General features: G+C 68.8%; 16 protein-coding genes. 8 read left to right on the top strand and 8 right to left on the bottom strand.

Features of this window, described 5'->3' with window-relative positions:
- Positions 1 to 4: 4 nt before the first annotated feature.
- Positions 5 to 2365, bottom strand: coding sequence for a DUF6049 family protein (locus tag ACFVYX_RS06230; RefSeq protein ID WP_389680169.1), 2361 nt, complete (start codon positions 2363 to 2365; stop codon positions 5 to 7).
- Between the two features lie 213 nt (positions 2366 to 2578).
- Between ACFVYX_RS06230 and ACFVYX_RS06225 the strand changes: the two genes are divergently transcribed.
- Positions 2579 to 4045 (top strand): CCA tRNA nucleotidyltransferase, encoded by a 1467-nt coding sequence (locus ACFVYX_RS06225; RefSeq protein WP_389680168.1) that lies wholly within the window; start codon positions 2579 to 2581, stop codon positions 4043 to 4045.
- 80 nt (positions 4046 to 4125) lie between these two features.
- Here the strand turns inward: ACFVYX_RS06225 and ACFVYX_RS06220 are convergent, their stop codons facing one another.
- The 3 genes from ACFVYX_RS06220 to ACFVYX_RS06210 all read right to left on the bottom strand — a co-directional run bounded on the left by ACFVYX_RS06220 (position 4126) and on the right by ACFVYX_RS06210 (position 7272).
- Positions 4126 to 5385: an MFS transporter gene (locus ACFVYX_RS06220; RefSeq protein WP_389680167.1), complete on the bottom strand. Its 1260-nt coding sequence runs from the start codon at positions 5383 to 5385 to the stop codon at positions 4126 to 4128.
- Between the two features lie 75 nt (positions 5386 to 5460).
- The gene (locus tag ACFVYX_RS06215; RefSeq protein WP_389680166.1) at positions 5461 to 6543 is read right to left on the bottom strand and encodes an inositol-3-phosphate synthase; all 1083 of its coding nucleotides are present in this window, start codon (positions 6541 to 6543) and stop codon (positions 5461 to 5463) included.
- A 48-nt stretch (positions 6544 to 6591) separates the two neighbouring features.
- Positions 6592 to 7272, bottom strand: a complete 681-nt coding sequence (locus ACFVYX_RS06210) for a helix-turn-helix transcriptional regulator (protein WP_389680164.1) — start codon at positions 7270 to 7272, stop codon at positions 6592 to 6594.
- A gap of 374 nt (positions 7273 to 7646) precedes the next feature.
- Between ACFVYX_RS06210 and ACFVYX_RS06205 the strand changes: the two genes are divergently transcribed.
- Both ACFVYX_RS06205 and ACFVYX_RS06200 read left to right on the top strand, forming a co-directional pair.
- Complete coding sequence (locus ACFVYX_RS06205) at positions 7647 to 10415, top strand: transglycosylase domain-containing protein (protein ID WP_389680163.1); 2769 nt, start codon at positions 7647 to 7649, stop codon at positions 10413 to 10415.
- A 115-nt stretch (positions 10416 to 10530) separates the two neighbouring features.
- Complete coding sequence (locus tag ACFVYX_RS06200) at positions 10531 to 12045, top strand: glycosyltransferase family 87 protein (RefSeq protein WP_389680162.1); 1515 nt, start codon at positions 10531 to 10533, stop codon at positions 12043 to 12045.
- Positions 12046 to 12067: 22 nt separating this feature from the next.
- Here the strand turns inward: ACFVYX_RS06200 and ACFVYX_RS06195 are convergent, their stop codons facing one another.
- The 3 genes from ACFVYX_RS06195 to ACFVYX_RS06185 form a co-directional block, all read right to left on the bottom strand.
- Positions 12068 to 13099 (bottom strand): alanine racemase, encoded by a 1032-nt coding sequence (locus ACFVYX_RS06195; RefSeq protein ID WP_389680161.1) that lies wholly within the window; start codon positions 13097 to 13099, stop codon positions 12068 to 12070.
- 82 nt (positions 13100 to 13181) lie between these two features.
- The gene (locus ACFVYX_RS06190) at positions 13182 to 14300 is read right to left on the bottom strand and encodes a lipid II:glycine glycyltransferase FemX (RefSeq protein WP_384101849.1); all 1119 of its coding nucleotides are present in this window, start codon (positions 14298 to 14300) and stop codon (positions 13182 to 13184) included.
- Between the two features lie 117 nt (positions 14301 to 14417).
- Positions 14418 to 14732 (bottom strand): hypothetical protein, encoded by a 315-nt coding sequence (locus tag ACFVYX_RS06185; RefSeq protein ID WP_389680160.1) that lies wholly within the window; start codon positions 14730 to 14732, stop codon positions 14418 to 14420.
- 284 nt (positions 14733 to 15016) lie between these two features.
- Here ACFVYX_RS06185 and rpsF point away from each other — a divergent pair, with 284 nt between their 5' ends.
- From rpsF to rplI, 4 genes are all read left to right on the top strand, one after another.
- Positions 15017 to 15307, top strand: a complete 291-nt coding sequence (gene rpsF / locus ACFVYX_RS06180; RefSeq protein ID WP_015034882.1) for a 30S ribosomal protein S6 — start codon at positions 15017 to 15019, stop codon at positions 15305 to 15307.
- Positions 15308 to 15381: 74 nt separating this feature from the next.
- Positions 15382 to 15984 (top strand): single-stranded DNA-binding protein, encoded by a 603-nt coding sequence (locus ACFVYX_RS06175; RefSeq protein WP_389680159.1) that lies wholly within the window; start codon positions 15382 to 15384, stop codon positions 15982 to 15984.
- A 58-nt stretch (positions 15985 to 16042) separates the two neighbouring features.
- Entirely contained in the window at positions 16043 to 16279 is a 237-nt protein-coding gene (gene rpsR, locus ACFVYX_RS06170; protein WP_003956534.1) for a 30S ribosomal protein S18, read from the top strand.
- An 18-nt stretch (positions 16280 to 16297) separates the two neighbouring features.
- Positions 16298 to 16744 (top strand): 50S ribosomal protein L9, encoded by a 447-nt coding sequence (gene rplI, locus ACFVYX_RS06165; protein WP_030204953.1) that lies wholly within the window; start codon positions 16298 to 16300, stop codon positions 16742 to 16744.
- Positions 16745 to 16860: 116 nt separating this feature from the next.
- Here the strand turns inward: rplI and ACFVYX_RS06160 are convergent, their stop codons facing one another.
- Complete coding sequence (locus tag ACFVYX_RS06160) at positions 16861 to 18198, bottom strand: MATE family efflux transporter (RefSeq protein ID WP_389680158.1); 1338 nt, start codon at positions 18196 to 18198, stop codon at positions 16861 to 16863.
- A 425-nt stretch (positions 18199 to 18623) separates the two neighbouring features.
- Here ACFVYX_RS06160 and dnaB point away from each other — a divergent pair, with 425 nt between their 5' ends.
- A complete protein-coding gene (gene dnaB / locus ACFVYX_RS06155) occupies positions 18624 to 20105 on the top strand; it encodes a replicative DNA helicase (RefSeq protein ID WP_389680157.1) in 1482 nt (493 codons plus the stop codon).
- The last annotated feature ends 67 nt before the right edge of the window (positions 20106 to 20172 follow it).

The raw sequence follows: 20172 nt of genomic DNA, 5'->3' as shown, positions 1-20172 counted from the left end.
TCGCTCAACGGTCCACTTTCTCACCCGCGCCCGACGGGTCGCCGCTTTCGGGCCCGGTGTCCGGTGTCAGGTCACTCGGCTGCTCGGGTTCGTCCCGGTCGACCTCCGCCGAGGGCGCCTCCGCCTCCGGGTCCGCGTCGGACTCCGCGTCGTCCGGCTCCGGGTCGGTCTCCGCCGCTTCGGCTTCGGCGTTCCGAGCGGCCAGCCGCTTGCGCTGGCTGTACATCCGCACGCCGGCCAGGACGAGGAGGAGGACTCCGCCGGCGATCACGAGCATCACCGTGGCGGTGATCTCGGAGACCTTCACGTTGAAGGTCATCGGCTGTCCGTACGGGGTGCCGTCGTCCGTGTAGAGCTGGGCCGTCATCGGCACCTGGCCGTTGACGTTCGCCGACGCGTCGAACTTCACCGACTGGCTGTGCCCACCGCTGATCTTCACGGGCAGTTCGGCGACCGCCTCGCCGTTCAGCGTCAACCGGTTCTTGTTGCTGGAGGTGAGCCGCAGTACCAGGTGCACATCCTGCAGCAGCTGGTTCTGGACGGTCACGGGGATCGTCGCGCTGCGGCCCGACAGCATGAGGTCCGACTTGTCGACCAGCTGGACGCCCTCGGTGAGGGTCTGCAGATACTCCAGGACGTTGTCCCGGTAGATGGCGGCCGTTCTGGCCTGCCCGCGCCAGGAGGTCGACATCTCGCGGTTGATCGCGTTGCCGAACGGGGTCACCACGCGGTCGGGCAGGGTCAGGATGACCTTGAAGTCGTTCAGCTCGTCGCGGGTGGTCTTCATGTCCCGGAAGGCCTGGACCGGCAGCTCGCGGTCGCGCAGCTTCTTCGGGTACCGGGAACCGGAGGGCACCGCGGTGGACGCGTCGGGATCCGCCTTGGCCGCGGCGGCCACCAGCAGGTCGGTCGGCTGGCTCCAGCGCCGGCCGGAGAGGCCGTGGAGGGCGGTCGCCATGGTCTGCGCCTGGGCGACGGTGGGCACGCGCTGCGGGGCGACCACGATGCTGCGCTGGTCCTCCGGCTGCTCCAGGGTGATCGCGAGGGACTGGGCGAGGAACTCCTGGACCGCGAGCGTGGAGTTCTCCGCGCGGACCATGTCGCCCTCGAACGCGGTGGACAGGAGAGCGTCGCTCACCACTGCCGTCGTGCTGCCGTCGCCGAAGGGGCGGGCCGCAGTGGGCGTGTACGGGAGGTCGTCGCGGACGCTGTCGCTGCGGGCGATCACCTTGTCGGCGCCGGCGGAGGTCGCCACGGCCAGGATCGAGGGGTCGACAGCCCCTTCGGCGGGCCAGGCGAAGTCGGTGGAGGGCTGGACGTGGAGGATGGTCTCCACCGTGCCCGCGGCGAGGGCGGTCGCCGACTGGAGGTGTCCCAGCGAGCCGGGCACGTCCTTGCCGCGGTGGGCGAGGGAGGCCAGGTCGGGGTCCGCGAAGGGCAGGGCGACGACCTTGCGTCCCTGGACCGCCTTCTCCAGCGCGTTCAGCCAGCGCTCGGCGACGGCCTGGTTCCTGCCGGGGACGTGCAGGGTGCCGTCCTTGACGCGGTAGCCGTTCGCCATCGCGTCGACGGAGGCCAGCAGGTCCGGGTCGAGTACCCAGGTGACGGGGAGCTCCTTGCCGAGCGAGACGAGCTGGTCGAGGCGCCCGCCCGGCTTGAGCTCGGTCGCCAGGGCGTCGTCCTCGAAGACCGGGGTCTGCTGGTCGTCCGTGGCCGTCTCCGCCGAGACGTGGGCAGAGGAGATCAGTGGCCACAGATAGGTGAGCTGGGTCTTCTTCTTGGTGGCCTCGGGCTGGTACGGAACGAAGGTCCGCTCGATGCCGAGCACCCGGTCGTAGCGCCGGTCCGAGGTCTGTCCGGTGAGGGAGACGCCCAGCTGGTAGACGCCCGCCTCGTCGAGTCCGAGTTCGGAGACCGGCACGGAGAGGGAGAACTCGGCGCTCAGGCCGGCGCCCAGCCGGGGGACGGCAACCGTGGGGGCGTCTTCGAGGGGAGCCGGGTCACTGTCGCTCCGGTAGCCGGTGCGTGCTGTGACCTGCTCGATCTCGCTGCGGCTGGTCATGCGCGGCCCGACGCGCAGGTCCACGGTCGCGTCGGTGATGGTCTTCTTTCCCCGGTTGGTGACCGTCCCCGTGACGGTGACGGTGTCGCCGTCGACGGGCGCGCTCGGGGCCAGCGTGTCGAGGGACACATCGACGGTCTTCGAGACGGCGGCGTCCTCGGCCGCGGCTGCCGGCGAGGAGCCCCCCGGCGCCTGGAGCAGTCCGGCGAGGAGCGGCGCGCCGAAGGCGACGGTGATCGTGCGCCGCAGCCATCGGCGGGCAGGTGAGGGACCGGTTCCCTGGATGTCTGCCGCCTCGGCCACGCGTTCGCCCGTCCTCGTCGTTGTCTGTGGTGCCAGTGGTGTAGGTGGTTCCCGGTTGCTGTGTCCAGGCATGGTAACGAGGCACGCTGGGAGCAAGTGCCGGGGACTGCTCCAGCCGATCTCCTCATGGGCCCTCGGTATGCGGCTCACGTGGCCCGGCCCCCGGGAAAACGAGGACGTCGCCGCGGGCCGGGGCACGTACCCTTTTCTGTTGTGCCGAACGCCAACGAAGACACCCCGACTGCCCTGAGCCAGGTGCAACGCCGCGCGGTCAGTGAACTGCTGCGTGTGTCCCCTGCCGCCGACGACCTTGCCCGCCGTTTTCAGGAGGCGGGGTTCAGCCTCGCGCTGGTCGGCGGCTCGGTACGGGACGCGTTGCTCGGACGGCTCGGCAACGACCTGGACTTCACCACCGACGCCCGCCCCGAGGACGTACTGAAGATCGTCCGTCCATGGGCCGACGCCGTGTGGGAGGTCGGCATCGCCTTCGGCACGGTCGGCTGCCAGAAGGACGCCCGTGTGGGAGACACCGTTCAGCGCTTCGAGATCGAGGTCACCACATACCGCTCGGAGGCGTACGACCGGAGCTCGCGCAAGCCCGAGGTCTCCTACGGCGACTCCATCGAGGAGGACCTCGTCCGGCGTGACTTCACCGTCAACGCCATGGCCGTGGCCCTTCCCGAGAAGGAGTTCATCGACCCGTACGGTGGCCTTGAGGACCTCGCCGCCCAGATGCTGCGTACGCCGGGTACGCCGGAGGAGTCCTTCTCCGACGACCCCCTGCGCATGATGAGGGCAGCGCGTTTCGCTGCTCAGCTGGACTTCGAGGTCGCTCCCGAGGTCGTCACGGCGATGAAGGAGATGTCCGGCCGGATCGAGATCGTCTCCGCCGAGCGCGTCCGTGACGAACTCAACAAGCTGCTGCTCTCGGCCCACCCGCGGAAGGGTCTCGGTCTCCTCGTGGACACCGGGCTCGCCGACCATGTGCTCCCCGAGCTGCCCGCGCTCCGTCTGGAGAGCGATGAGCACCACCGCCACAAGGACGTCTACGAGCACTCCCTGACCGTGCTGGACCAGGCGATCGACCTGGAGGAGGACGGTCCCGACCTGGTGCTGCGCCTTGCGGCCCTGCTCCATGACATCGGCAAGCCGCGTACCCGTCGCTTCGAGAAGGACGGCCGGGTCTCCTTCCACCACCACGAAGTGGTCGGCGCGAAGATGACGAAGAAGCGCATGACCGAGCTCAAGTACTCCAACGAGATGATCAAGGACGTCTCGCGGCTGGTGGAGCTGCACCTCCGCTTCCACGGGTACGGGACGGGTGAGTGGACCGACTCGGCCGTGCGCCGCTACGTCCGTGACGCCGGACCGATGCTCTCGCGTCTGCACAAGCTGACCCGCTCGGACTGCACCACCCGCAACAAGCGCAAGGCGTCCGCGCTCTCCCGTGCCTATGACGGCCTGGAGGACCGCATCGCCCAGCTCCAGGAGCAGGAGGAGCTGGACTCGATCCGCCCCGACCTCGACGGCAACCAGATCCAGGAGATCCTGGGCATCGGCCCCGGTCCCGCCATCGGGCAGGCGTACAAGTTCCTGCTGGAGCTCCGGCTGGAGAACGGGCCCATGGAGCACGACAGTGCCGTCGCCGCGCTCAAGGAATGGTGGGAAGCGCAGAGCTGAGCCGCGTCAGGGCGCAGCGATGTTTCACGTGAAACACCGCGCTCCCGGTACCCGCGAGGGGTGGTGTTTCACGTGAAACATCACCCCTCGGTGCGTTCTCGCCGCAATGCCAGGGCGATCGCCGCATAGATCCCGGCCACCAGGACGACCAGCAGGGCGGATCGGCCGTCGGGCGGCAGCATCAGCGCGGCGACCCCCGCCGCCGCCACGAAGGCGACGTTGAACAGCACGTCGTACAGCGCGAAGACCCGGCCTCGGTAGGAGTCGTCCACGGACGTCTGCACCACCGTGTCCGTCGCGATCTTGGATCCCTGGGTGATGAGCCCGAGGAGGAAGGCGGCGACGAGGAAGGGGACCGGGGCGAAAGTCAGGGCGAGCGCCGGTTCGAGCACGGCGGCCGTCGCCGCGCACACCGTCATCCAGCCGAAGGGGCCGAGCCGTCCCACCGCCCAGGGGGAGAGGACGGCGGCCGCGAAGAAGCCCGCACCCGAGGAGGCGACGGCGAGTCCGAGGAGCCCGAGCCCCTCGGATTCCGTGGAGCTCCATGCGTAGCGGCTGAGCATGAGCACGGTGACGAGCAGGGCGCCGTAACAGAAGCGCATGAGGCCCACCGCGAGGAGAGCGCGGGCTGCGGGCTGTCGCTCGGCGAGGTGCCGCAGCCCGGCGGCCAGGCCTCGGGCCGTCGAGGCCAGGGCTGAGGTGAGGCGCTGCGGCGCGAGGTCCGGGTCGGGACCGAGGAGCTCCCGGGACATTCGCAGGGAGGCGAGGGCCGCGCAGAGGTAGAGGACGGCGCCGAAGGCCACGACGGCCGCGTCGGACTTCCCGGCGGCGAGTTGGACGCCGAACGCGAGGCCGCCGCCCAGGGTCGCGGCGAGGGTGCCGGCGGTCGGGGAGAGCGAGTTCGCCACGACCAGCCGCTCGGCGTCGACGACCCGCGGGAGGGAGGCGGAGAGCCCCGCGAGCACGAAGCGGTTGACGGCGGTGACGGAGAGCGCGGAGGCGTAGAAGAGCCAGTCGGGGACGGAGGCGAGGACGAGTACGGCGGTCCCGCCGGCGAGCAAGGCCCGCAGGAGGTTGCCGTACAGGAAGACCTGGCGCCGCTGCCAGCGGTCGAGGAGCACTCCGGCGAAGGGTCCGACGAGCGAGTACGGCAGCAGGAGGACCGCCATGGCGGAGGCGATCGCGGTCGGCGAGGTCTGTTTCTCGGGGGAGAAGACGACGTACGTGGCCAGGGCCACCTGGTAGACGCCGTCGGCGCACTGGGAGAGCAGCCGGACGGCGAGCAGGCGGCGGAAGTTCGTCAGGCGCAGGAGTACGCGCAGATCACGTACGACGGACATGGCAGCAAGACTCACATACGAAGAGGGCCCCCGGGGCAGTGCCTCGGGGACCCTCTTCGTCAAAGGTGCGGAGCTTTAGCGCTCGACCTCACCCGCGATGAACTTCTCGACGTTGGCCAGGGCCTCGTCGTCGAAGTACTGCACCGGCGGGCTCTTCATGAAGTACGAGGACGCGGAGAGGATCGGGCCACCGATGCCGCGGTCCTTGGCGATCTTCGCGGCGCGGAGGGCGTCGATGATGACACCCGCCGAGTTGGGGGAGTCCCACACCTCGAGCTTGTACTCCAGGTTCAGCGGGACGTCGCCGAAGGCACGGCCTTCGAGGCGGACGTACGCCCACTTGCGGTCGTCCAGCCACGCCACGTAGTCGGACGGACCGATGTGGACGTTCTTCTCGCCCATCTCGCGGTCGGGGATCTGCGAGGTGACGGCCTGGGTCTTGGAGATCTTCTTGGACTCCAGGCGGTCGCGCTCCAGCATGTTCTTGAAGTCCATGTTGCCGCCGACGTTGAGCTGCATCGTGCGCTCAAGACGGACACCACGGTCCTCGAACAGCTTCGCCATCACACGGTGCGTGATGGTCGCGCCGACCTGCGACTTGATGTCGTCGCCGACGATCGGGACGCCCGCCTCGGTGAACTTGTCCGCCCACTCCTTGGTACCGGCGATGAAGACCGGAAGAGCGTTGACGAAGGCGACCTTGGCGTCGATGGCGCACTGGGCGTAGAACTTCGCGGCGTCTTCGGAGCCCACCGGCAGGTAGCAGATGAGAACGTCGACCTGGCGGTCCTTGAGGATCTGGACGACGTCGACCGGCTCCTCGGCGGACTCCTCGATGGTCAGGCGGTAGTACTTGCCGAGACCGTCGAGCGTGTGACCGCGCTGGACCGTGACGCCCTTGTTCGGGACGTCGCAGATCTTGATGGTGTTGTTCTCGCTGGCGCCGATGGCGTCGGAGAGGTCGAGGCCGACCTTCTTCGCGTCGACGTCGAAGGCGGCGACGAACTCGACGTCACCGACGTGGTACTCGCCGAACTGGACGTGCATCAGGCCGGGCACCTTGGCCGCCGGGTCGGCGTCCTTGTAGTACTCGACGCCCTGAACCAGCGAGGCGGCGCAGTTGCCCACGCCGACGATGGCTACGCGAACCGAACCCATTCCGGTTGCTCCCTGTGTGATCGTGGAAGCCCTGCGGTGCGCAGGGTTTCACTTGGCGGTGTCGTCGGACGGATCCGGCCGGGTACTGCCCCCGTGCCGGGGCAGGCCGCCCGTTTCTCCAGAATCGTTGTCGTGCCGAGCGGGGGCGTCGGTGCCGGATCGCTGATCCCGCCCTGCCCTCTCGCTCTCGATGAGCTCGTTCAGCCAGCGCACTTCGCGCTCCACGGACTCCATACCGTGGCGCTGCAGCTCAAGCGTGTAGTCGTCGAGGCGCTCGCGGGTCCGGGCCAGGGAGGCACGCATCTTCTCCAGACGCTCCTCCAGCCGACTGCGGCGCCCTTCGAGGACGCGCATTCGCACCTCGCGCTCGGTCTGCCCGAAGAAGGCGAAGCGTGCGGCGAAGTGCTCGTCCTCCCAGGCGTCCGGGCCGGTGTGGGAGAGGAGCTCCTCGAAGTGCTCCTTGCCCTCGGGTGTCAACCGGTAGACGATCTTGGCCCGGCGTCCTGCGAGTGAAGCGGCGAGGGCCTCCTCGGGAGCGCTGCCCGGTTCCTCGATCAACCAGCCGTTGGCGACCAGCGTCTTGAGGCAGGGATACAGCGTTCCGTAGCTGAAGGCCCGGAAGACGCCCAGCGAGGTGTTGAGACGCTTCCGCAGCTCGTACCCGTGCATCGGAGCCTCGCGCAGCAGGCCGAGGACGGCGAACTCGAGGATGCCGGAGCGTCTGCTCATGTGTCGCCTCCTCCGCCGTCTTCGGGACTCTTATGCCGTGCTGATGTATCGACTCGATACATCAGCACGATAGAACGGCCTCTGTGTCTCGACAAGTGGGACCGCCGTGACCGGCGTCACATCGTCAATTCGCAGGGATCGACTTGCCTGATTTGGTATGAAGTCCGGCCCTAGGTGGGTTTTGGCCGTGCGTAGTCTGTGCGGCATGCAGATCACCGGGAACCGAGCACTGCCGTGGGGCGTCAGTGCTCCGGGTGACCGGCTGCGGTACGGAAGGACCTCCGATGGGGTTCCAGCCGTGTGCATTTCGGGGGGACCGGAACTCAACTGCCGCTTCCAGGCGCCTGTGCGCCTGCCCGAGGAGTAGTCGTTCGATGAGCGAGCATCGTCGCAAAATGCCGCCGCAGCAGCCGCCCACGGGCGGTCGCGCGGCGGCACGGCGCGCTGCCCAGCAGCCGGTGGGCCGCAGGTCGGCCCCGGCCCATGACGTCGGTACGGGGGCCCCTTCGGCCTCGTACGGGCCTGCTTCTTCCCATGGGGAGGAACAGCGTCCCTACGGGGGTCGCGCGGAGGCCCGCAGGGCTGCCCAGCGCGGCAGCCGCCGGAAGGGGGCTGACACCGGCCCCGGTGGCCCCGGCGGGTCCGGTGGTGGACGGCGCGGCGGCGGAGGTGGCGGCCGTGGCGGCGGTCCGGGGCGCGGCCCCGCCGGCCCCCCGCCCGGCAAGAAGCGGATCATCGACTACCCGCGGTACGGCAAGTACGGCTGGCGCCGCTGGGTGCCGTCGTGGAAGCTCGTGACGGGTACGTTCCTGTTCTTCGCGGCGAGCCTGATGGGCGCGGCGGCGTTCGCGTACTCGAAGGTGGAGATCCCCGACGAGGCTCTGACCGCGACCTCGCAGAACAACATCTACTACTGGGCCGACGAGACCCGCATGGTCGCGACGGGCAGCGGCACCAACCGCCAGATCGTCCCGTTCGCGAAGATCCCGAAGTCCATGCAGAACGCGGTGATCTCGGCGGAGAACAAGACCTTCTGGGACGACTCCGGTGTCGATCCCATGGGTATCGCCCGCGCCGTGTGGAACATGGCCAAGGGCGGCGAGACCCAGGGTGGTTCGACCATCACCCAGCAGTACGTGAAGAACAACCGTCTTGACGACCAGTCGCAGACCGTCACCCGGAAGGTGAAGGAACTCTTCATCTCCATGAAGGTCGGCGACGAGGTCGAGAAGGACGACGTCATGGCCGGCTATCTCAACACCGCGTACTACGGTCGCGGCGCGTACGGCATCCAGGCGGCGTCCCGCGCGTACTTCAACAAGGACACCGACAAGCTCAACCCCAGCGAGTCGGCGCTGCTCGCCGCGGTGCTGAAGGGCGCGACGTACTACGACCCCGCCGGCTACCCCGAGATCGACTCCAACGCCACGCCCGAGAAGAACACCGAGCGGGCCACCGTCCGGTGGAAGTGGATCCTCGACGAGATGCAGAAGGACGGGCACCTCACGGCCGAGGAGCGGGCGAAGTACACGACCTTCCCCAAGCTTCGGAAGCCCGGCCAGAGCGCCAACCTGAGCGGCCAGATCGGTTACCTGGTCAAGACCGCCAACGCGAACATCAAGGCCCAGTTCGGCATCAGCCCCCAGGAGCTCGAGCGCGGCGGCTACGAGATCTACACGACCTTCGAGAAGCCGAAGGTGAACGCGCTGGAGAGCGCGGTCAAGAAGGTCATCAAGGAGAACATCGACCCGGAGAAGCGCCCGGACGACGACACGCACGTCCAGTTCGGTGGTGCTTCCGTCGACACGGCGACCGGGAAGATCGTCGCTCTCTACGGCGGTGTCGACGCGACCAAGCACTTCAGCAACAACGCCGACGCCACCGGCGCCATGGTCGGATCGACGTTCAAGCCCTTCGTGCTCGCCGCCGCGATGAAGCACGGCGTCCGGGACCCGGAGCTCGGGCCCGTCCAGGACGCGTCCACCCGCACGATCGTGGACCCGGACAAGAGCCGCTACTCCGGCAAGAACAACCTGACGGTCCGGAAGTACAACGGCGAGATCTGGCACAACGAGAAGGGCGAGGAGTGGCGCCAGGCCAATGACGGGGACGCCAGCTACGGCGCCATCTCCCTGCGCCGGGCCATGATCCGCTCCGCCAACTCGCCGTACGTGCAGCTCGGCATGGACATCGGCATCGACAAGGTGCGCCAGACCGCCATGGAGGCCGGGCTGCTGGAAAGCTCGCTCGTCCAGGGCGAGGTGCCCTCGTTCTCCCTCGGTATCTCCAGCCCGAGCGCCATCCGCATGGCCGGTGCCTACGCCACCTTCGCCAACGAGGGCGAGCAGAACGATCCCTACTCGGTGCAGAAGGTCAAGAAGGACGGCGTCGTCAAGTTCCAGCACAAGGCCGCCTCCAAGAAGCCCTTCACGCCGGCCATCGCCAACAACGTCACCGACGTTCTCCGGAGCGTCGTGGACGACGACGAGGGCACCGGTAAGAACGCCCGCATCCCGGGCCGTGCCGTGGCCGGCAAGACCGGTACGACCGACGACAACATGTCGGCCTGGTTCGTCGGGTACACCGCGCAGCTGGCGACCGCGATCGACATGTACCGCTACGACGACGACGACACGAAGAAGAACCGCAAGTTCCTGGAGATGTACGACACGGGTGGCCAGGACTCGATCCACGGTTCGTCGTTCCCCTCGGAGATCTGGCAGGACTACATGACGGATGCCGTGGAGGGCATGCCGGTCGTGGACTTCCCGAAGCCGGAGAAGCTGGAGGGCGCCGAGCCCGTCTTCGGCGGTGGCGCCAAGAGCCCGACGCCGACGCCGTCGCCCACGCCGACGCCCACCGAGACGACGCCGACGCCGACGACGACTCCCCCGACGACGCCGACGACGACTCCCCCGCCGACCTCCAGGACGCCGAAGCCGGGCAAGACGACCTGTGACGTCCTGGACTGGAACTGCCACAACACCGGGGAACCGGGCGATCCCGGAGGCAACACCGGGGAACCCACCACCACGGCACCCACCAACACCGACGAACCGGGTCCGACCGACTCGCCGACGGACGACAACGACAACGGGGGTGGCGGGGGCGGCAGGCCCGGTGACGGGACCTGGGTTCCCTGATCCCGCCCCGGCGGGACACTCCCCGAGGGCCACCGCGTCCGCTCCGTACCTTCCGTACGGGCCGGCCGCGGCGGCCCTCGCCGTTTTCCCGGGGACGTACGGCAGGATGTCCCCCATGCCGAGCCTCCAGAAGACGAGCGCGCCGCAGGACCGGTCGCAGGGCCGCTCGCCGACGGTCAGCCCCACCCGCCGGGACAAGGTGGCCGCCGCGGGCAGCGAACTGATCGGCGGCCCCTACGGCCGCAGGGCGGCGGCCTACGGCGGGCAGCTGACGCCGGTGCGGGTGATCGCCCTCGTGGCCATCGGCATGTTCGCGCTCGGCATGGTGCAGAAGCTGCCCTGCTACAACTGGGCCTGGTTCCGGGGCACGACCTCCCAGTACACCCACGCCTGCTACTCCGACATCCCGCACCTCTTCTCGGGGCGGGGCTTCGCGGACGGCCTGGTGCCCTACTTCGACCGGCTGGGCGGCGACATACCGTTTCTGGAGTACCCGGTCCTGACGGGTCTGTTCATGGAGGTCGCCGCCTGGCTGACGCCCGGCGGCGGCGACACGATGCAGCAGGAGCGGGCGTACTGGCTGGCCAACGCGGGTCTGCTGATGGTCTGCGCGGCCGTCCTCGCGGTCTGTGTGGCCCGGACGCACCGCCTGCGGCCCTGGGACGGCCTCCTTGTCGCCCTGGCCCCCTCGATCGCCCTCACGGCCACGATCAACTGGGACCTGCTGGCCGTCGCGCTGACCGCCGCGGCGGTCCTGATGTGGTCGCGCGGGCGGCCGCTGGCCTTCGGCGTCCTGCTCGGTCTTGCCACCGCCTCCAAGCTCTACCCGGTTCTGCTCCTCTGCCCGCTGCTGCTGCTCTGCTGGCGGGCCGGGAAGTGGCGTGAGTACGGGGCCGCGGTACTCGGCGCGGGCGGCGCGTGGCTGGTGGTGAACCTGCCCGTAATGCTGCTGGCCCCCGAGGGCTGGAAGCAGTTCTACGTCTTCAGCCGGCAGCGGAACGTCGACTTCGGTTCGGTCTGGCTGCTCGTCAGCCAGCGGACGGGAATCACGATCCCGCCGGACCGGGCCAACCTGTACGCGCTGCTGCTGATGGTGGCGGCGGTGGCCGGCCTCGCCTACCTCGCGTTCACGGCGCCCCGCAGGCCCCGCTTCGTCCAGCTGGCGTTCCTGGTCGTCGCCGCGTTCGTGCTGACCAACAAGGTCTACTCGCCGCAGTACGTCCTGTGGCTCGTCCCGCTGGCCGCTCTCGCCCGGCCGCGCTGGCGTGACTTCCTCGTGTGGCAGGCGTGCGAGGTCATGTACTTCGTGGGCGTCTGGATGTACCTGGCGTTCACGACCAGCGGCAACAAGCAGGGACTGCCGGTGGACGGCTACCAGTTCGCCATCGTCCTGCACCTGCTCGGCACGCTCTACCTGTGCGTGATGGTCGTACGCGACATCCTGAGGCCCGAGAAGGACCCCGTCAGGCAGGACGGCGCGGACGACCCCTCGGGGGGCGTCCTGGACGGTGCGGAGGACGTCGTGGTGGCCGGCAGGGCCGCGCATCCCGCCCGGCACGCGGCCGCTGCCGTGGAGGGCCGCCCGCGGGTGGAATGGGGCACCCCCGGAGAGCAGAGCTCCCGGGGGTGACGGGGGTCGGCCGGATCAGCGCTCAGCGTTCGACGAGTCGGTCGAACTGTGTCGTGGTGTGGCGCAGATGGGCCACGAGCTCGTCGCCGACCCGGGGTTCCTGGGCGTCGGCGGGCACGAACAGGATCGACACCTGCATGTGCGGCGGCTCGGCGAACCAGCGCTGCTTCCCTGCCCAGACGAAGGGCGAAAGGTTCCGGTTGACGGTGGCGAGACCGGCTCGTGCGACGCCCTTGGCGCGCGGCATGACGCCGTGCATCGCCTTGGGGGCCTCCAGGCCCACGCCGTGCGAGGTGCCGCCGGCGACGACGACCAGCCAGCCGTCCGACGCGGCCTTCTGCTGGCGGTAGCCGAACCTGTCGCCCTTGGCGACCCGGGTGACGTCCAGGACCGCGCCCCGGTACTCCGTGGCCTCGTGGTCGCCCAGCCACAGCCGGGTGCCGATCCGGGCGCGGAACCGGGTCTGGGGGAACTGCTGCTGGAGACGGGCCTGTTCCTCGGCCCGCAGGTGGCTGACGAACATGGTGTGCAGCGGCAGCCGGGCGGCGCGCAGCCGGTCCATCCAGCCGATGACCTCCTCGACGGCGTCGGTGCCGTCAGGACGGTCCAGGGGGAGGTGGAGCGCGAAGCCTTCGAGGCGTACGTCCTCGATGGCGGCGTGGAGCTGCTGGAGCTCCTCCTCGCGGACGCCGTGCCGCTTCATCGAGCTCATGCACTCGATGACGACCCGGGCCCCCACCAGGGCGTGGACGCCATCCACGGACGACACGGAGCGGATGACCCGGTCGGGCAGCGGAACCGGTTCCTCTCCCCGGCGGAAGGGGGTGAGGACAAGCAGGTCGCCGCTGAACCAGTCCTTGATCCGCGCGGCCTCGTACGTGGTGCCCACGGCGAGCATGTCGGCCCCGAACCGGGCCGCCTCGTCGGCGAGGCGTTCGTGGCCGAAGCCGTATCCGTTGCCCTTGCAGACCGGGATGACGCCGGGGAACTGGTCGATGACGGTCTTCTGGTGCGCGCGCCAGCGAGCGGTGTCGACGTAGAGGGAGAGCGCCATGGCCGGCCCGGAACCTTTCTGATGGCAGCGGTGTATCAAAGGTATGTACGAGACTACGGAAACGTCAGCGGCACCACACGGGTCAGCGGCGCGACATGTAGATGTCGAGCGCCTTGTGCAGCAGCTTGTTCAGCGGGAAGTCCCACTCGCCGACGTACTCGACGGCCTCGCCGCCCGTGCCCACCTTGAACTGGATGAGCCCGAAGAGGTGGTCGGTCTCGTCGAGCGAGTCCGAGATGCCCCGCAGGTCGTAGACGGTCGCGCCCATCGCGTAGGCGTCGCGCAGCATCCGCCACTGCATCGCGTTCGAGGGCCGGACCTCACGGCCGATGTTGTCGGAGGCGCCGTAGGAGTACCAGACGTGCCCGCCGACGACGAGCATGGTCGCCGCGGAGAGGTTCACGCCGTTGTGGCGCGCGAAGTACAGCCTCATGCGGTTGGGGTCCTCGTTGTTGAGGACGGTCCACATGCGCTGGAAGTACGAGAGAGGGCGCGGCCGGAAGTGGTCACGGACGGCCGTGATCTCGTACAGCCGCTGCCACTCCGCCAGGTCCTCGTAGCCGCCCTGGACGACCTCGACACCGGCCTTCTCGGCCTTCTTGATGTTGCGGCGCCACAGCTGGTTGAAGCCCTTGAGGACGTCGTCGAGCGAGCGGTTGGCGAGCGGGACCTGGAAGACGTAGCGGGGCTGTACGTCGCCGAAGCCGGCGCCGCCGTCCTCGCCCTGCTGCCAGCCCATCTTCCGCAGCCGGTCCGCGACTTCGAAGGCACGCGGCTCGACGTGGGTGGCCTGGACGTCCTTGAGCCGCTTGACGTCCGGGTCCTGGATGCCGGACTTGATGGCGGCCGAGTCCCAGCGGCGGATGACGACCGGCGGGCCCATCTTCACCGAGAAGGCGCCCTGCTGCTTGAGGTGCGCCAGCATCGGCTGCAGCCAGTCGTCGAGGTTGGGCGCGTACCAGTTGATGACCGGGCCCTCGGGCAGATACGCCAGGTAGCGCTTGATCTTCGGGAGCTGGCGGTAGAGGACGAGACCGGCGCCGACCAGCTCGCCGTTCTTGTCGAACCAGCCGAGGTTCTCCGAGCGCCACTCGGTCTTCACATCAGCCCACGCCGGGACCTGGCAGTGGCTCGCCGAGGGCTGGCTCTGGATGAATCCCAGATGCTGCTCACGGCTGATGGTCCTCAGGGTCAGGCTCATGCGGGGCGCTCCTCGGCAGGTGTGTCCCCATCGGTCAGGGGCTCCGGCTCTCGCGCCGAAGCCTACTGTGACCGGGGAGCGCCCCGAATGGGCATGTACGCCCTGACGTGCCGCCGGTCAGCCGACGACGCCTCCGAAGAGACCGCCGTGGGCCATGCCGAGGAAGAAGCCCAGGGCCGCCGCGCCGAGCCCCACGATGAGGGCGAAGCGCTCGCGCGTCGTCACCGAGATGAACTGTCCGTAGGCGCCGGTCAGGATGCCGATCAGGCCCGCCCAGGAGCTCAGCAGATGCAGGTTGTGGAACTGCGCGGTGACGAAGGCGAGGACGCCCAGCACCAGAGTCACTCCGACCAGGGTGTCCTGGAGCGGATGGGGCTTGCCGTCGGTGGCGAAGAGGGAGTGGCCGGGGTCGGGTCGCATTGCCTGTGCCATGGAGCACCTCCTGGCGTGCCTGCCGGAAGGCGGCGCATCCTAGCGCCGCCTACATCCGTTGTGTACAGATTGCGTCCCCTCACCGGTGAATTTCAACCGGAGGGCGATGTCCGGGTACGCTGTACGGTCTGCACCGGTGTCTGCCCTGGTCCGTCTGGATCCCGGCGGTGTCCCTCGTTCGCCGAGGGGGACTGTCAGTGGCGGCGGATACCGTTGCTTACGCATCACGACCCTCCTGCCACGGAACGACCGTGGCCGCTGAGTCCAAAGGAGGTGGGTTCCACATGCGTCACTACGAAGTGATGGTCATCCTCGACCCTGATCTCGAGGAGCGCGCTGTCTCCCCGCTGATCGAGAACTTCCTTTCTGTCGTCCGTGAGGGCAACGGAAAGGTCGAGAAGGTCGACACCTGGGGCCGTCGTCGTCTGGCCTACGAGATCAAGAAGAAGCCCGAGGGCATCTACTCGGTCATCGACCTGCAGGCCGAGCCTGCGGTCGTCAAGGAGCTCGACCGACAGCTCAACCTGAACGAGTCGGTCCTCCGGACCAAGGTCCTCCGCCCCGAGACCCACTGAGCTTCTAGCTCAGTGGTCATCGGGTCCGAGTAGCAACACAGCAGCCAGAAGCAATCCCGCCGAGAGGTTCCCCCATGGCAGGCGAGACCGTCATCACGGTCGTCGGCAATCTTGTCGACGACCCCGAGCTGCGCTTCACCCCGTCCGGTGCGGCGGTCGCGAAGTTCCGTATCGCGTCCACCCCCCGCACCTTCGACCGTCAGACCAACGAGTGGAAGGACGGCGAAAGCCTCTTCCTCACCTGCTCGGTCTGGCGTCAGGCGGCGGAGAACGTCGCCGAGTCGCTTCAGCGAGGCATGCGCGTCGTCGTGCAGGGCCGGCTGAAGCAGCGGTCCTATGAGGACCGTGAGGGCGTCAAGCGCACGGTCTACGAGCTGGACGTCGAGGAAGTCGGCCCCAGCCTCAAGAACGCCACGGCCAAGGTCACCAAGACCACCGGTCGCGGCGGCCAGGGTGGGTACGGCGGCGGTGGCGGCGGCCAGCAGGCCGGCGGCGGCGGTGGCAGCTGGGGCGGAAACTCCGGCGGTGGCCAGCAGGGTGGTGGCGGTGCTCCCGCCGACGACCCGTGGGCGACCGGCGGTGCCTCCTCCTCCGGCGGCGGCCAGCAGGCCGGTGGCGGCGGTGGCGGCTGGGGTGGAAACTCCGGCGGCGGCTACTCGGACGAGCCCCCCTTCTAGGGCGCAAGCCCTCGAAGTGGCTCGTACCCCCACTTCTTGATCACACAGGAGAAACACCATGGCGAAGCCGCCTGTGCGCAAGCCTAAGAAGAAGGTCTGCGCGTTCTGCAAGGACAAGACCGTCTACGTGGACTACAAGGACACGAACATGCTGCGGAAGTTCATTTCCGACCGCGGCAAGATCCGTGCCCGCCGCGTGACCGGCAACTGCACGCAGCACCAGCGTGACGTCGCCACGGCCGTCAAGAACAGCCGTGAGATGGCGCTGCTGCCCTACACGTCCACCGCGCGATAAGGGAAGGGTGACCGAAAAATGAAGATCATCCTCACCCACGAGGTCTCTGGCCTCGGTGCCGCTGGCGACGTCGTCGACGTCAAGGACGGCTACGCTCGCAACTACCTGGTCCCGCGTGGTTTCGCGATCCGCTGGACCAAGGGTGGCGAGAAGGACGTGGCGCAGATCCGCCGCGCCCGCAAGATCCACGAGATCGCGACCATCGAGCAGGCCAACGAGATCAAGGCCCGCCTCGAGGGCACGAAGGTGCGCCTGGCCGTTCGCTCCGGCGACGCCGGCCGTCTCTTCGGCTCCGTGACCCCGGCCGACATCGCCTCGGCGATCAAGTCCGCGGGTGGCCCCGACGTCGACAAGCGTCGCGTCGAGCTCGGTTCGCCGATCAAGACCCTGGGCTCGCACCAGGTGTCCGTGCGTCTGCACCCCGAGGTTGCCGCGAAGCTCGGCGTCGAGGTCGTCGCCGCGTAACGCTGCCCTTGGCAGTCTGCGCTCAGCAGTGAGGAAGGGCCGCACCCCCCGGGGTGCGGCCCTTCCGCTGCTTTATGGCCTCTTCTCAGAAGAATGAGGGCGTTTCACGTGAAACATCACCGGGTGGCGCCCGTGACGATCCAGCGACCGGATCGGGAGCGCAGCCAGAGCGTGGCCATCCGGACCGACATCATCAGCGTCATCGCCCACCACAGGGCTGTGAGCCCGCCGCCGAGCGCGGGGATCGCGAGGGCGACCGGGGCGAAGACGGCAAGGGTCAGCAGCATGGCCCATGCCAGGTAGAGGCCGTCCCCCGCGCCCATCAGGACGCCGTCGAGGACGAAGACCACTCCGGAGATCGGCTGGGAGACGGCGACCACGAGCAAGGCCGGGAGCAAGGTGTCCTGGACCGTGGTGTCGCCGGTGAAGAGCGGGATGAACAGGGGCCGGGCGACGACGATGAGCGCGCCCAGCACCACACCGGAGACGACGCCCCACTGGACCATGCGGCGGCAGACCTGGCGCGCGCCTTGGGCGTCACCCGCGCCGAGATACCGACCGATGATGGCCTGGCCCGCGATGGCGATCGCGTCGAGGGCGAAGGCCATCAGGCTCCACAGGGACAGGATGATCTGGTGGGCGGCGACCTCCGCGTCACCGAGCCGGGCGGCGACGGCCGTGGCGATCATCAGGACGGCGCGCAGCGAGAGCGTACGGACGAGGAGCGGCACGCCGGCCTGGGCGGAGGCGCGGATGCCGGCCGCGTCGGGGCGGAGGGAGGCTCCGTGGCGCCGGGCACCGCGTACGACCACGACGAGGTAGGCGGACGCCATGCCGTACTGGGCGATGACCGTGCCCCAGGCGGAGCCCGCGATGCCGAGGCCCGCCCCGTAGACCAGCCCGATGCTGAGCGCGGCGTTGGCCGTGAAGCCGGCGATGGCCACGTAGAGCGGGGTACGGGTGTCCTGGAGGCCCCGCAGGACGCCGGTGGCGGCCAGGACCACCAGCATCGCGGGGATGCCGAGGCTGGAGATTCTGAGGTAGGTGACGGCGTGGGGGGTCGCGGTGTCGGAGGCTCCGAAGACGTCGACGAGCCAGGGTGCCGCGGGCAGGGTCAGTGCGACGACCGCGGCGCCGAGGAGGAGGGCGAGCCAGATGCCGTCCATGCCCTGACGGATGGCGGCCTGGAGGTCTCCGGCACCGACCCGGCGGGCGACGGCGGCCGTGGTGGCGTAGGCGAGGAAGACGAAGACGCTGACGGCGGTCGACAGCAGGGCGGCGGCGATGGCGAGACCCGCGAGCTGGGGGGTGCCGAGATGGCCGACGACTGCGCTGTCGACCATGAGGAAGAGCGGCTCGGCGACCAGTGCGGCGAAGGCCGGCAGGGCGAGGGAGATGATCTCGCGGTCGTGTCGGCGGCGGTCGGCCCTGGAGGTCGCGGGGGCCTGGGTCATGGGGGTCAATCTAATCTTCCACAGGTAAGCGACGCAATGCCTATGGAGTCCTTACTTGATGAGGGTAAGGGGCTTCGGGTGTGGGTCGTTTGTTCTGATCTTGAGCTGGGGGAGAAAGTTTTTCTCCCCCACAGCCCGTGGATGGAAAAACACCAGGTCAGGCGAGTGGTGTGGGGGTCCTTATGAGTTTGTCCACATGGCTGTCCCCCGCTCCGTGCACAGGTTCCGGGGGGTTCTCCACAGCATCTGGCCGTTCACCCACAGGGCCTGTGGATAACCAGATTGGCTGACGCCTCTCGCGGGCCTACCGTGGACCGGCGCCCGACGCGCCAGAAGCGGACGCGCAGCCACTCTTTGATGAAGGCCGTGGCGTAGGAAAGAGTGGCACGGCGAGGTCCGCGGAGCGGACGGGAGGAGGTGGCTTGGTGAGCGTTACCGAGCCCTTGGACGACCCCTGGGCCGACAGCGGACCGAGCGACCGGCTGCCCCCCCGTACCCGCGTCGACGGGCGCGGGCGGGGCAGAGGGCGTGACGACCAGCACGAGCGGGGCGGCGACGGCCCCTGGGACGGGGGGCTCTCCGGCTTCGAGCGCGTGCCCCCGCAGGACCTCGACGCCGAGCAGTCCGTTCTCGGCGGCATGCTGCTCTCCAAGGACGCCATCGCGGACGTCGTGGAGATCATCAAGGGCAACGACTTCTACAAGCCCGCCCACGAGACCGTCTACGCCGCGATTCTCGACCTCTACGCCAAGGGCGAGCCGGCCGACCCGATCACGGTCGGCGCCGAGCTCACCAAGCGCGGAGAGATCACCCGGGTGGGCGGCGCTTCCTATCTGCACACCCTGGTCCAGTCCGTACCGACCGCCGCCAACGCCTCGTACTACGCGGAGATCGTCCACGAACGGGCCGTCCTGCGCCGTCTCGTGGAGGCCGGCACCAAGATCACGCAGATGGGCTACGCGGCCGACGGAGACGTCGACGAGATCGTGAACTCGGCCCAGGCCGAGATCTACGCGGTCACCGAGCAGCGCACCACCGAGGACTATCTTCCGCTCGGCGACATCATGGAGGGGGCGCTCGACGAGATCGAGGCGATCGGCTCCCGCAGCGGCGAGATGACCGGTGTACCCACCGGTTTCACCGACCTCGATTCGCTCACCAACGGCCTGCACCCCGGCCAGATGATCATCATCGCGGCCCGTCCTGCCATGGGTAAGTCGACCCTCGCCCTGGACTTCGCCCGGGCGGCGTCCATCAAGCACAACCTGCCCAGCGTCATCTTCTCCCTCGAAATGGGCCGGAACGAGATCGCGATGCGTCTGCTCTCGGCCGAGGCCCGGGTCGCGCTGCACCACATGCGCTCCGGCACGATGACCGACGAGGACTGGACGCGCCTCGCGCGCAGGATGCCGGACGTCTCGCAGGCACCGCTCTACATCGACGACTCACCGAACCTCTCGATGATGGAGATCCGGGCGAAGTGCCGCCGGCTGAAGCAGCGCAACGGCCTCAAGCTCGTCATCATCGACTATCTGCAGCTCATGCAGTCGGGCGGCTCGAAGCGGCAGGAGAGCCGCCAGCAAGAGGTCTCCGACATGTCGCGAAACCTGAAGCTCCTCGCCAAGGAGCTGGAGCTGCCCGTGATCGCGCTCTCGCAGCTGAACCGTGGCCCTGAGCAGCGCACCGACAAGAAGCCGATGGTCTCCGACCTGCGTGAGTCCGGCTCGATCGAGCAGGACGCCGACATGGTGATCCTGCTGCACCGCGAGGACGCATACGAGAAGGAGTCCCCCCGGGCGGGCGAGGCGGACATCATCGTGGGCAAGCACCGTAACGGCCCGACGGCCACCATCACCGTGGCCTTCCAGGGCCACTACTCGCGCTTCGTGGACATGGCCCAGACGTGACCGGAGGGCCCGGCGCGTCCGGCCGTCCGTCCGTCGGGCAGTCCGTCCGTCGGGCCGTCGGGCCGTC

Source organism: Streptomyces sp. NPDC058326 (assembly GCF_042879855.1).
Lineage (GTDB): Bacteria > Actinomycetota > Actinomycetes > Streptomycetales > Streptomycetaceae > Streptomyces.
The sequence above is the reverse complement of the archived record's forward strand: the minus strand, read 5'-3'. Positions and strand labels throughout refer to the sequence as shown.